General features: G+C 68.4%; 13 protein-coding genes. 4 read left to right on the forward strand and 9 right to left on the reverse strand.

The window, feature by feature from the left end; genetic code table 11:
• Positions 1-32 precede the first annotated feature (32 nt).
• Complete coding sequence (locus tag GGQ91_RS13180; RefSeq protein ID WP_182592176.1) at positions 33-1,265, reverse strand: serine hydrolase domain-containing protein; 1,233 nt, start codon at positions 1,263-1,265, stop codon at positions 33-35.
• Positions 1,266-1,629: 364 nt separating this feature from the next.
• On the opposite strand from GGQ91_RS13180, the gene GGQ91_RS13185 reads away from it, so the two are divergent.
• Positions 1,630-1,956, forward strand: coding sequence for a DMT family transporter (locus GGQ91_RS13185; RefSeq protein WP_182592177.1), 327 nt, complete (start codon positions 1,630-1,632; stop codon positions 1,954-1,956).
• 143 nt (positions 1,957-2,099) lie between these two features.
• Positions 2,100-2,726, forward strand: a complete 627-nt coding sequence (locus GGQ91_RS13190) for a cell wall hydrolase (protein WP_051045108.1) — start codon at positions 2,100-2,102, stop codon at positions 2,724-2,726.
• Positions 2,727-2,786: 60 nt separating this feature from the next.
• Here the strand turns inward: GGQ91_RS13190 and GGQ91_RS13195 are convergent, their stop codons facing one another.
• Positions 2,787-3,050 (reverse strand): hypothetical protein, encoded by a 264-nt coding sequence (locus tag GGQ91_RS13195; RefSeq protein WP_043379630.1) that lies wholly within the window; start codon positions 3,048-3,050, stop codon positions 2,787-2,789.
• Between the two features lie 87 nt (positions 3,051-3,137).
• Here GGQ91_RS13195 and GGQ91_RS13200 point away from each other — a divergent pair, with 87 nt between their 5' ends.
• Positions 3,138-3,329: a hypothetical protein gene (locus tag GGQ91_RS13200; protein WP_043357287.1), complete on the forward strand. Its 192-nt coding sequence runs from the start codon at positions 3,138-3,140 to the stop codon at positions 3,327-3,329.
• A gap of 199 nt (positions 3,330-3,528) precedes the next feature.
• Entirely contained in the window at positions 3,529-3,936 is a 408-nt protein-coding gene (locus GGQ91_RS13205) for a hypothetical protein (RefSeq protein WP_043357279.1), read from the forward strand.
• A gap of 288 nt (positions 3,937-4,224) precedes the next feature.
• Here the strand turns inward: GGQ91_RS13205 and GGQ91_RS13210 are convergent, their stop codons facing one another.
• The 7 genes from GGQ91_RS13210 to GGQ91_RS13240 all read right to left on the reverse strand — a co-directional run bounded on the left by GGQ91_RS13210 (position 4,225) and on the right by GGQ91_RS13240 (position 12,406).
• On the reverse strand, positions 4,225-4,770 hold the full coding sequence (locus GGQ91_RS13210; RefSeq protein WP_075380073.1) for a transglycosylase SLT domain-containing protein: 546 nt from the start codon (positions 4,768-4,770) through the stop codon (positions 4,225-4,227).
• Positions 4,730-5,971, reverse strand: coding sequence for a flagellar hook-length control protein FliK (locus GGQ91_RS13215; protein ID WP_343066789.1), 1,242 nt, complete (start codon positions 5,969-5,971; stop codon positions 4,730-4,732). The genes GGQ91_RS13210 and GGQ91_RS13215 overlap by 41 nt, the downstream gene beginning before the upstream one ends.
• A 281-nt stretch (positions 5,972-6,252) precedes the next feature.
• Positions 6,253-7,527, reverse strand: coding sequence for a chemotaxis protein (locus GGQ91_RS13220; RefSeq protein WP_182592179.1), 1,275 nt, complete (start codon positions 7,525-7,527; stop codon positions 6,253-6,255).
• Entirely contained in the window at positions 7,524-8,801 is a 1,278-nt protein-coding gene (locus GGQ91_RS13225; protein ID WP_182592180.1) for a MotB family protein, read from the reverse strand. The genes GGQ91_RS13220 and GGQ91_RS13225 overlap by 4 nt, the downstream gene beginning before the upstream one ends.
• A 2-nt stretch (positions 8,802-8,803) precedes the next feature.
• Positions 8,804-9,430, reverse strand: a complete 627-nt coding sequence (locus GGQ91_RS13230; protein WP_182592181.1) for a hypothetical protein — start codon at positions 9,428-9,430, stop codon at positions 8,804-8,806.
• A gap of 2 nt (positions 9,431-9,432) precedes the next feature.
• A complete protein-coding gene (gene fliF, locus GGQ91_RS13235) occupies positions 9,433-11,070 on the reverse strand; it encodes a flagellar basal-body MS-ring/collar protein FliF (protein ID WP_043379619.1) in 1,638 nt (545 codons plus the stop codon).
• A 169-nt stretch (positions 11,071-11,239) separates the two neighbouring features.
• Positions 11,240-12,406, reverse strand: coding sequence for a flagellin N-terminal helical domain-containing protein (locus GGQ91_RS13240; protein WP_179698622.1), 1,167 nt, complete (start codon positions 12,404-12,406; stop codon positions 11,240-11,242).
• Positions 12,407-12,655: the final 249 nt, after the last annotated feature.

Raw genomic sequence — 12,655 nt, forward strand, 5'->3', positions numbered from 1 at the left:
TCTCGGTCTAAGCCTTGGCCGCGGCGCCCCGCTCAAGGATCCTTGCGTGAAGCGGGGGGGCGATCGGCGGCGAGATCGGCCGCGATGGTCTGCATCACCGCGAGCGTGTCGATCTCGTCCTGTTCGGCGCCGTGATCGCTGAGCTTGACGATCACCGTGCCGGTCTCGCGGTTCACGTAGATGTACTGGCCGTAGACGCCGATCGCCGAGATGTCGTCGTCCTCGCCCCCCGGGGCGTGCCACCACTGGGCCGAGTACTGCCAGCCGTCGACGTCGCGCCGGGCCGGCGTCATGATCCGCTCGATCCAGCGGGCCGGGACGATGCGATTGGCGTTCAGCCGGCCCTGGTCTGCCACCAGCAGGCCGAGGCGGGCGAAGTCGCGGGCCGTCGCGTTGATGCAGCAGAACGCCTTCTCGACGCCGCCGGGCCGGTCGAGGTTCCAGGTGGCGTCGGCCTGGGCACCCATCGGCTTCCAGATCCGCTCCGAGAGGATGTCGGCCAGGGGCTTGCCCTCGACCCGGGCGAGGATCAGGCCGAGCAGCTCTGTGTCGATGCTGCGGTAGCGGCCCTTGCTTCCGGGCTTGAACGCCAGATGCGCGTTGTCGCGCACGAAGGCCGTGATGTCGCGCGTCAGGTACATCCCCGCGGTACCGGTCAGGGGATGCCGGGGATCGTAGTTCTCCGGCACCGCGATCCCGCTCGCCATGTCGAGGAGGTTGCGCACGGTGATCTGACCGAACACCGCGCCGTTCTTCAATTCGGGCAGGAGGGCGGAGACCCGGTCGGTCTCGGCGAGCTGGCCCCGCGCCACCGCGGCGCCGACCAGCAGCGAGACGATGGACTTCGCCACCGACCACGAGGGAAACAGCGTCTCCGGTCCGGTTCCCGCGCGCTGCCATTCGTGGATCAGCACCCCGTCCTGCACCACCAGGAAGGCGTTGGTGTGGGTCGCCGCCAGCACATCCATCAGCGGGACGGTCTTCCCCTTCCAGGGGACGCGGTCGAGGATCGGGCGCGGCCGGGCCGGCAGATCGCTCGCCCGCGCGGGGGCCTGGACGATCCGGCTCGGGAACCACGTGCCCACCGACGACGGCTCGATGACCGCAAGGGCCGTCAGGGTGACGGGGTCGGGGACGTTGATCAGCGCGGCGGCGGTCCAGGCGCAACCCAGAACGGCGGCGCCGCCCGCCGCCGCGATCACGCCCCAGCGGCGGCCCCGGCGCGTGCGGGCCGGAGAGTCCGGGATCGCCAAGGACGCGGTCATGCTGGGTCTGTGTCGCTCTGGATCGTCGCTGTCGCGCGGCCGCCATCGCGGCGGTGGGCCGGCGCGCAGCCACCATGCGCAGGAGGGCTTAACGAAAGCCCCAATCGGCCCAAGCCCGGCCGCAGAACCGGGCGCGGTGCGCCTGGCTCATCGCCCGCGAAGGTCCGGGACGCTGGTTCGGAAATGTTCATGGATCTGTGGCCTTGTGTCGGGCGGCGGCCGCCGATGTCCTGCGGCCGATTCGAAGCAGACTTGGGCCGGCCCTGCGCTCCTCCGTCTGCTCGGGCGTCCGATTCGAAACAGGTTCTACACGCCTCGACCGCCCGATTCACGCAGCCCGTGCAGCCCGAAAGTTCGCCGTGCCATGAATCCGTTCCTGATCCTCGGGCTCGCCATCAGCGCTGAGGTCACCGCCACCCTGGCGCTGAAGGCCGCCGAAGGCTTCACGCGTCCGGGACCGACGGTGATCGTGGCCCTCGGATACGGGACCGCCCTGTGGCTGATGTCGACCAGCATGGACCTGCTGCCGATCGGCGTCGTCTACGCGATCTGGTCGGGGATCGGCATGATCGGCGCGGCGCTCGGCGGCGCGTGGCTGTACGGCGAGGCGATCAACCCGACGATGCTGGCGGGCATCGCGGTGATCGCCGTGGGCGTGACCATCCTGGCCGCCGGCCAGGGCCAGCACTGAGGCCCGGGTTCAGGGCCGGCCCCGAGGCGGGAACGCCCTCGCCACATCCTCGCCGCGAACGTGCCGTCAAGCTTGGCCTTCGCCCGGTCGGAGCGGAACACCGCCCGACGCGGCAGGCTGGGGGGAGCACGGAGCGCACATGCATGCAGGGTAGCGAGAGGACGAAGGTCGGTCCTGCACTGATTGTCCTGGCGGTAGCCGGGGGCCTGGGGGCCTGCAACACCGCTTCGCCGGTTCTCACGACGGGGTCGATCCCCGACCGCAAGCCGCCGATGGTCGTCAGCGATGCCGAGCGCGATTGTCTCGGCCGCGCCATGTATTTCGAATCGAACCGGAGCGACAGCGACGGGCTGGTCGCCGTCGGGACGGTGGTCATGAACCGGCTCGAGAATGCGGTCTTCCCGGGGGGCATCTGCGCGGTTGTCGGCCAGCCGGGACAGTTCGCGCCGGGCGTGCTCACCAAGCCGATGCAGGAGAAGGACCTGCTGAAGGTTGCCGATGCCGCCGATGCCGTCCTGGCCGGCGAGCGCCACCCGAAGGTCGGGAAGGCGATGTATTTCCACACCGCCGGCCACCGGTTCCCCTACACCAACATGCACTACGTGGCCGTCGCCGGGGGCAATGCCTTCTACGAGAAGCGCGACAAGCGCATGGCAAAGCAGGACAAGCCGGATCCGCAGGACAAGCCGGCCGCACCGGCGGCGCCCGCCCTCCCCGCGACGGTCCTGACCTTCGCGGCCGTACCCGCGCCCCCGTCCGCGAGCCATTGACAGCGCACGCGCGACCCGGCCGCCGCAGCCTCTGAAGGCGGCTGCGCGGCCGGGCTTCGATCAGCCGGCCGCCGCGTCCGTCGCGCCGGTCGCGCGCAGGTTCCGGGCCTCCTGACGAGCGGCCGCCAGGACCCGTTGCCGGCTCCGCGGCTCCCGCAAGGCATGCCACAGGCGGAGCAGCTCCAGGGTCGGCATCGGGTCGCAGTCCGATCCGGACGCGCCTCCGGCTTCGGAGCCGGATTCCTGGAAGAAGATCTCGACCGGACTTTCGAGTGCCTCGGCCAATCTCCTCAGCAGAACGTCGGCTTGGCCGGGCGGGATCATGGGGCCTCCTGTTTCTGCGCGGGCGATCGAACTCGATCCATACCTTTAAGTTGTATGCTCGGCATTCAACCAGGTTACCGCCCCGCCATGTCCGACGAAGACGGTTTTGACCGCATGGTGGAGACGGCCATCGCGGCCCATCAACTCCTGGCCCTACACGGCACGTCGACGATGCAGCTCCTGTCCCGGCTGCTGCTGATGGAAATCGGCACGGAGATCGCGGCGCGGCGCGATGCCGAAGCGGCCGCCAACGACAATCCAGATGTCCCGGAGGCGTAGAGCCCGTTTCGCCGGCCGCGGAAGCCGGGTGGCCGTCCTCGGCGAGACCGGCTTGACCCGTAATCACGCGCGCCGTGAAATGGAACGAGCGGGCAAATCTGTTGATCGGCCTCTCCGCCCGAGCAGGCGGCATTTACACCGACGGGTAAAGGCCTAGCTTGTGGGTAGAAACTACCCACGAATCACGGATCCCTCGCCGATGATCGCGAAACGGGTAGCGCTCGCCGGTGCGCTTCTCCTGCTGAGCATCACGCCGTCCGCCTCCCAGCTGCGCCGTCCGATGACGTGTACGGAGGAGGCGTCCGTCGGTCTCGATGCCGCCACGCCGGAGGGGGCGAAGCCGCAGCCCCAGAAGGCCCGGACGTTCTCGCTGGTCACCAGCGGCGGCCTGCTGACCGTGATCTCGGCAGGACGCTCCGACTATTACGAGTGTCAGACCGCCTCGCCGCGTCTGAATGAGCGCACGCCGCGCAACGCGATCAAATGCCAGAACGGCGTCTATTTCCTGCTGATCGACCTGAACAAGCTGAACTTCGTCGAGGCGCAGCTCAATCCCGAGGAGCGCAATGCGATCAAGGTCAGCTACGGGAGCTGTCGAATCCTGTAGCGACGGAGCGGGATCGTCCGTCGGCGCGGCGACGGCCGGACTAATCCATACGGATCAGGACATAGGCGGCGGCGGCGACGGCCGCGAGAGTGAGGGCCACCAGCAGGGCCATCTTCCCGGATGGTGCTTCCGGCGGCTCTGGGGCGTCGGTCATGCGGCTCCTCCAGGCCCGTGAACGGACGATGACCGCCGTCCTGCCCGGTGATCGCCAGGTGTCGGGTGGCCTCTGGCGAAAGACCCCGGTTCTTCCCTTGGTTCCATGGACGCTTCCGGACTGCCTTCCGGCTCTCACTGGCAGAAGCGCGTGGCGGCGGGCGTCCACTGGCCGAAACCCGTCACCACCATGTTCGCCACGACCCGGCAGATATAGATCTTCTGCGCCGCGTTGTTGTGCGGGCCGGCATGATAGCGCGCCACGGCCATCGTCCAGCTGCCTTCCCGCTTCTTCAGGTCCCGGAGGAATTGCGTCGCGTAGTCCACGTTCGCGTGCGGGTCGATCATGGCCTCGACCGAGCCGAACTTGCCGCCGTGATAATGGTGATTGATCTGCATGCAGCCGAGATCGATCAGGCGCGCGCCCCGGCGGCGCGCCTCGGTGAAGTGGGCGAGCACGTCCTGGGGCCCGGTCGCGAAATAGGCCGTTCCTTCGATGTTCATGGCATAGGGCTGGAGCGAGCCGCGTTTGCCCGTCTCCGTGAGGCCGACGGCGTAGAGGACGCCGAGAGGCACGCCGTAACGGGCCGAGGCGCGGCCCATCTCGGCCTCACACACGTTTGCGGCGGCCGGAACCGCGCTACAGATAAATGCCGCCGTCGCGAGGACGTATCGTCTCATCGATCCGCTCTCCGTCGCGCCGGCCGGTGGCCGAACGATGCGCCGCCTGTCGTTGCCCATCCTCCCGGTGACCCGGTCGAGCCCCCCCGTTTGCGAAGGAGGACTGACCCTGCGACGGAGCACCTTCGGCAAAGCCTCCCGCATCGGCCGGTCGCGCTTGAGCGACGGTGACATCGGCTTGGTGGTGCGCCTGCTTGAGGAGGTCCGTGAGGATGGCCGCATCCCGCTGCAGGAGCGCGGCGGTTTCCGGCCGCGAGGCGCGCAGGTGCGTCTCGAGCTGGCCATTCGCCAGTCGCAGCTCCACGGTGACGGTTCCCAGCTCTTCCGGCCTCAGCTGGATCCTGAGCACCCGCAGCGGTCCGTCGGGCGCGGTTCCGGTCGCCGGGTCGGCGTGATTGCCGACCGCATCCGGACGGGCCGGCACCGCACGCGCGATCTCATCCTCGATGGCAGCGGCGATCATCGGCAGGGTGATGGCGGGCAGGCCCGTCTCTGTCCCGACGCTGTCCCTGGGGGTCGGGACGGAACTGCCGGCCCGGCTCTGGTGGCCTGCGGCCGCGAGGATCGTACGGGCGATTCCGGGGACCGCATGGCTGTCCGCAGGCACGCTCAGGTCGGACGTGCCGGGCGGGGCGATGGCCGCGCGCACCGCCGTGTCTGCGGGATCCTGGGGCGCGAGACCGGTCGCGGCCCGAAGCGTCCGCGCCGCGGTGGCGATGATGTCGCCCAGTCCCGGCCGGGCGAGGTTCTGTCCGGCCACAAAGGGAGCCCCGGAGGCCGCCGGCGCAGCTTCGGCGGGCATCGCCGTGTCTGCCGGACCCTGGGGCGCGAGACCGGTCGCGGCCTGAAGCGTCCGCGCCGCGGTGGCGATGACGTCGCTCAGTCCCGTCCGGGCGGGGTTCTGTCCAGCCACGGTTGGTGCCCCGGAGGCCGCTGGCGCAGCTTCGGCGGCCCCAGACTCGGGTAGCGCTGCCGGGGGTAGCACGGGTTTGAAATGGACCGCGCGGTCGAGCACCGTGACGTCCGGCTTGGGTCCTGATCCGGCGAGCAGCCCCTGCGCGGATCCTGCTCCGCGCACCAATGCGGGTGCAGAACGGGCTGCGGCGTCGGGGGCTGTCATGCGCGGCCCCGGAGAGCCGCCGGTCGCGGGGGCGTCGGAGGCGGCCGCCGGATGGGCGGTGTTCAGGACGTTGGCCAGCACCGTCGCGGCGGCGCTTGCCGGATCGGCGGGGGAGAGCGCGGGTGTCACGGTCGCCTCGTCGGGGCGGCCCTTCGCGACAGGTCCCCGCGGCTCCGCGGCATCATCCCGGTCCTCGTCGGACGAGGGCGTGGAGGGGGGCTCCGCGATCTCGCGCAGGACATCCCCGAAGGCGCCGGGCCGGCCCCTGTCCGGCGGGGTCCGGAGGTCGGTCTCCGGATGGGACCGCGCCATCTCGCGATCGGACTTCGGCGCGGGTCTCTGAACCGTGGCGGCGATCAGGGTCACGGAGTTGCCTTCTGGAGGAGCAGATCGATCTGGTCGATCGTGGCTTGGGCCTTGGGAATCAGTCTGGCCGCGCCATCGGTGGAATCCGCCGCGGCCTGCGCCTGTCGCGATGGCGCCGTGTCGGCCACCGGCCCCACGCGCGTGCCGACGAGACCGCGCCCGATCTCCTCGGCCGTCGCAAGCGCCGTCTTGAGGAGGGGGATGTCGCGGGCGGGAAGCTTGGATCGGTCGAGGGCCTGCAAGGTCCGCAGCCCGGGCTCGAAGGTCGCCAGGTCCACGATCTCGGCCGCCGCCCGGTAAAGGCGTCCCTGGGCCGCCTCCGGACTCTCGGGCCCGCAGAGCGCCAGGGCCTTGTCGGCGGCCAGGCGCGCCGAGGCCGTCTTGCCCTCCTGGATCGCCGTACGGGCGATCAGCAGGTACAGATCGCGCCGGCTCCCGGCAGCCAGTTCGTTGACGATCCTGTTGAGGGCCCCGAAGCGCGCCTCGTCCCGGCCGACATCGAACTGGGTCAACTGGTAGGCGAGGCGCTGCCTGAAATTGCCAGCGTAGACCGAATGCGGAAAGCGGCGCAGATACTGAATCGCCAGGGCTTCGAACCTGTGCAGATCGCCGATCTGCCCGAGGGCGAAGACCTCGCGGCGCAGGGCTCCTTCTTCGCTGAGGGTCCCCGGCAGCAGCAGCCGCACGCGATCGAGCAGGGCGATCGCCCGGACCGGATTCTCGGTCACGATGAGCGAGGCCTGCGCGAGGCCGACCGCACCGGCGAGCGTCGGCGGCAGACCCGCCGTGTCGAAATCCCTGAGGAGGCGGTTCGCGTCCGCATCCCGCCCCTCGATAAAGGCTAGAGCGCCGCGGGCCAGCGTCGCCTCCCGCTCGCCCAGCCCGTCCAGCGCAGTCAGGCGACGCAGGATCGCCGGCCCCCCGCCGCTCAGGGAGAAGACGATGGCGGCTCTGACATTATGCCCGTCGGCCCAGACCTCCGGTGCCGCAGCGAGAAGATCCGCGTTGATCCGGGCGATCAACCGCGGCTGACCCTCGTGGGCGGCGACCGAGCCGGACGCGACCCGGTCCTGCAGCAATTGTAGCGTCCGCACCGCGGCAACGGGACCGGCCCTCAAGCCCTGGGAGTCCAGGGCCGCCGGTGCCGGCACGGACTCCGGAAGCGCGGGACGGTCCGCCTGCGGAATCGCCGTGGGCGCCGGTTCCGCGACGGCTGGATCCACGAGCCCTGTGACGAGCGCACCGAGGGCACCCAGCAGGATCCGCCTCATCCCGGAATTCCTTGGAGAAGGATCTCGATCCGCCGGTTCTCCGGCGCCTTGGGATCTGGCGCGTTGCGCGGCATCCGGTCGGCCGCCCCCTCAACGCGCCAGATCCGCGCCTCCTCGATGCCCGCTCGGATGAGCATGTAGGACGCCATGTGGGCGCGCGCCGTCGAGAGCCGCCAGTTGTCGTAGACGTCCGAGCGGAACGGCCGACTGTCAGTATGGCCGCGGATGATGAGCCGGCCCGGGCGCGAGGCCAGCGCCTTCGCGAGGCGCTCCATGGCCCGCACCATCTCGGGACGGGGCTCGGCCGAGCCCACCGCGAACATGCTGAAATTCAGGTCGTCCGTCACGTTGATCAAGAGCCCCTCCGACGTCCCCTGAACCTCGATGCGGGGGCCGGGGGCGGAGGGCGGGAAGATCTTGGCGATCTCCGCTTGCAGCGCAGCCTGGGCCGCAGCGGTCGCCGCCGGGATCGGGGCCGACCCCGCGATGGGAGCCTCCGCCGCCTTGGCGCCGGTGTCCCTGATCTCCGCCACCTTGTTTGCCGTCGCCGTGTGTCCTGTGGCCGTCTGTCCTGCTGCCTTGGCCTCGGGGGCCTTCGCCTCCGCCGCTTGGCGATCTTGGCGATCTTGGCGATCAGACACCGGCGGTTCAGCCTCCGTGCTGCCCGCGTCTCCGGCTCCGCGCGCATCGGGCCTGGCCTGGGCCGGCGGGGGTGTGATCCCGGTTGGGGCGGGCCGGTCGGTCTTCGCCGGCGACAGGGTGGTCACCTGCCAGTACAGCGGATCGAACGGATCCCGGGCCACGTCGCCCCCCCGCCGACCCGCTTCGCCGAGATCGCCGATCGTGGTGCTCTGGGGCTTGTCCGGATCGGACTCGGTCGCGAGGTGCGCCAGGACGGAATAGGGATCCTGGAACAGTTCCCGCTCCCGCCCCGCCGATCCGGGCGGCAGGGTGCCGGATCTGTCCCGCGTGACGGCCGCGGCCGCCGTGTCGCTCGCCTTGTTTCCCTCCTTCGAATCCGTCGAACCCGGCTGAGGATCGCTGAGCCCCTTCCGAAGCGGGAGAGGCTGGGAAAGGCTGATCGGATTGAAGTAATTCGCTATGCTGGTCTTGGTCTCATCGTTCGTGACCTTGGTCAGCCACAGGACCAAGAACAGCGCCATCAGCGTCGTCATAAAGTCGGCAAATGCGATCTTCCAGACGCCGCCATGATGTTCGTTGTCGTCCTGCGGGGGCCGGCGGACGATAATGATCTCGGGGTGATCGTTGGCCATGCTCAGCGGTCCTCGATGAGGGCGGCGATACGGTCACCCCATGCCTGGAGCCGGGTCTCAATGACCGTCCAGTTCGTCTGAATGCGCAGGTCAGGTCTGCTGTCCGGCGACAAGGCGAGTCGGCCAGGCGGCAGATTCAGGCGTTGGGCCAGCGCCTCCACGAGATCCGGCGGGCCGCTCAGGGTGAGCGTGCCCGTCTGACTGTCCGCCACAAGAGTCGACACGGTCGCCTGCAACTCGCGGATCGCCTCCTGCCGCAGGGCTTCCGCCAAGAAGGGCTGGAGGACCCGCGTCAGGCTCCCGGCCAGACGGGCTTCCAGCATCTGAACCTGCTCGGCGAAGCCGTTCGCCAGGACAGCGGCTTCCGTTTCGACCCAGCGCTGCCGTGTCTCCGCCAGGGTGGTAGCCGCCGCGGCGCGTTCCGCCGCCGCGGCGGCCTCAGCCGCCCGAGCGGCCAGCGCCTCGCCCTCTCGGCGGCCTTCCGCGCGCGCCTCAGCCGCGATGGCATCGGCGTCCTGCGGGGGGGCGGCCGCGTCGGCCGGATCCCGTTTGGCGATCAGCGCCGCAAGGGTGGGGGACGATCGCTGACCCGCATCCGAAAATACGGTCCAGATCGGAGGTGCATCCACCATTACGCGGCCTCGTCGCGCGTGAGCCATTGTTTCAGGATGTTGGCGACCTGCTCCTCGTCGAGTTCCACCAGCTGCTCGAGCTTGCGGATCGGCGAGCGCGCGACGTGCTCATTCAAATCCTCGATCAGGCTGGGATCCGAGGATGCCCCGACCTGCTCCGCTTGCGGCACGCCGAGCGCCGCCGCGAGGTCCATTGGGGCGACGGTGAGTTCGGTTCCGACCTCCGAGGGGCGGGCGAGGATGGCATTGACCGCTGGACGCAAGCCGAACCAGATGAGCAGGCATCCGACAATCAGGATCGTGGCCGCGTTGATCAGGGTTCCGGACTGCCGCATCAGGACGTCGCCGACACCCAGGGCCGGCGTGGGGGCGAGAGGCTGACCTTCGTCGATGAAACTGACGGCCGCCACCTTGATCTGGTCGCCCCGGCCCTTGTTGAAGCCGGCCGCTGACGCGACCAGTTGCTCGATCTCTGAAATCTGCGGCTCCAGATCGACCTTGGCCCCGTCTTTGACGCTGCCCGCGAGCGCCTCGAGGCGGGACCGGTTCACCAGAACGGCGACGGACAGGTTCTTCACGGAATAGCCGTCGCTGACGGTCTGGACCGTCTTCGAGGAGATCTCGAAGTTGGACAATTCCTCGCGGCGCTGGCTTTCGGAGCTCGACGCATCGGTCCCCTCGGAACGGACGCGCTGATCGGGCAGGTTCTGCTGAGCGGTGGTCGGCTTCTGGGGGGCGCGGTTCTGCGAACTCTCCGATTCCTTGATTGTCCGCAGCGAGCGCTCGACCTTCTGGTCAGGATTGAAGATTGTCTCGTCCGTCTTGGTCTTGTCCGTGTTGAGCCGGGCAACAACGCTGATTTCGAAATTGTTTGGCCCCAGATAAGGGGTAAGCGTGCGGCGGACGTTGTCCTGGATCTCCCGGGTGACGGTTTGCTCGAGGCTCGTCAGCCGGCCGGCCGGCGCCGTGGTGGCGTCGTCGCCGGCGAGCAGGACCGTCCCATCGGTATTCAGCACGGTCACCTTTTCCGGCTTCATGCCGGGAATGGCGGCGGCGACGAGCTGCCGGATCGCCGGCGCGGTCGAGGCATCGTTGGCGGGCTCGGTGCGCACGACCACTGAGGCCGAGGCGGGCTGCTGCTCGCGGCGGAACGAGCCGGGATCGGGCATCACGATATGGACCCGGGCTGCCTTGACGCCCTTGAGCGTCTGGATGGTGCGGGCGATCTCGCCCTCCAGGGCCCGGACCCGGGTGATGTCCTGCATGAACGAGGTCAGGCCCAGCGAGCCCAGGTCGTTGAACAGTTCGTAGCCGGCCTTGCCGCTCTGGGGCAGGCCCTTCTCGGCCAGGAGCATGCGGGCCTGCGCGGTCTGCCCGTAGCTGACCAGAACCGATGTGCCGTCCGCACTGACGTCGAAGGGAATCCCGGCGTCCTTGAGCGCCACGCCCATGCGACTCACGTCGTCACGGCTCAAGCCGGAATAGAGGGTCTCCCGGAGCGGGCGGCTCAGGTAATAGGCCCCCAGGCCTATGGCGAGGAACACGGTCAGTCCCACCAGCCCGAGGGCGATCAAGCGCCGGGGCCCGAGCTCCAGGATATTGTTCCACAGCTTCTCAATGTGTTCGCGACCGGGCATCGGCAGGACTCGGTATCCACCACAGTGGCTCTGCCTCCGCATGGCGGATCAACCTTGCGCGAAGGTGGCGTAACGCGCGGCTTCGGCAAAGGAAAAAGCCGCGCATCCGAAGACGCGCGGCCTGAATCAGATCGGCGATCTGGTCTTGATATTGCTCAGGTGAGCCGGATCAGTTCCGGAACAGGCTGAGGATCTGCTGCGTGTTCTGGTTGGCGATCGTGAGCGACTGGATGCCGAGCTGCTGCTGGACCTGAAGGGCCTTCAGCTTCGTCGATTCTTCTTCCATGTTGCCGTCCACCAGGATGCCGATGGAGGTGTCGTTGGCCTTGGACAGGACGTCGGTGTAGTTCTGGAACGACTGCATCTGCGACTTGAGCGCACCGAGGTTGGCCGCCACTTCGGTCATCGCGGAGGAGATCCGGTCGACCATCGAGATGTAGGCGTTGATCTTCGACAGGTCGTTCGGCAGGACCGTCGAGATGTCCATCGTGTCAAATTTCAGGTTGTAGGCCTTGAGGAAGCCGTTGTTGTCCGCGCCGAGCACGGAGTATTCCTTGTTGAGGATGCCGCCGGTGCCATCCTTGCCCACCTTGGCTGAAGCATTCGCCGACGTCCGCGCGGCCTCGAAAGTCGCCTTGGCGGCATCGTAACTGGCCTTCGCGCTCGTGTAGGCGGTCACGTCCGCGGAGGTCTTGCCGCTGCTGGTGTAGGCCGCATAGGCGGCGTCGTACGTGGCTTGCGCCGTCGTCCAGGCCGCCAGCGACGTGGTCGCGGCACTCGTGCCGGCGCTCCCGTTGCCCGTCTTCGCATCGTACAGCTTGAGCTTGTTCGTGTCGATGTCGGTCGTCGTCAGGATCGGCTGGCCCAGCACCCGGGTGAAGCCCGAGACGACCTTCCGGATCGGCGAGTAGGTGGGCTGGTTCGAGTCGACCGACAGCCAGGCTTCGCCGGCCTGCGAGGCATCCGCAGCATAGGCGCGGAAGCGGGAGAGGGTCGCGTTGAGATCGTCCTGGATCAGCATGCGGTCGACGCCGACGCCCGACGCCGTGGTCAGCTTCCTTTTGACCTCCTTGAGCTCGTCGACCATCGTGTTGAGGGCCTGGTACGTGATGTTGACGACGCCCAGGCCCTGGCCGATCGAATCCTTGACGGCGCCGAGGGCGGAATTGTCCTGGCGGATCTGGGTGGCGATCGCCCAGTAGGCGGCGTTGTCCGAAGCGCCCGCGATCTTCAGGCCCGTCGTGATGACGTCGTTGGTCTTGTCCAGGTTCTGGCCGATGAGCTTCAGCGTCAGCTGCGCCGTCATCGCGGCGTTGTTCGTAAACAGGCTCGACATAACGATGTCCCTTGGAAGACGTTGTTTCTGGGACATGCCGGATTCTCGCCGGCATAGCAGGGCGGCTTCATGCCTTTGAGATCGCCCGTCCGGGTCGGATCTCAACCTGCTATCAATGCTGCACCGAACGAGACATGACCTTTGTGGCCGACCGATCCATTTGCAGCGCCGATGTGATGGACTAGCTATCCTCGCAAGTCAACGTCAAAATAGACCCGTTGTGGAAAAATTTATGACGCCTCGACCTTA

Origin of the sequence: Methylobacterium fujisawaense (assembly GCF_014138435.1) — a bacterium.
Lineage (GTDB): Bacteria > Pseudomonadota > Alphaproteobacteria > Rhizobiales > Beijerinckiaceae > Methylobacterium > Methylobacterium fujisawaense.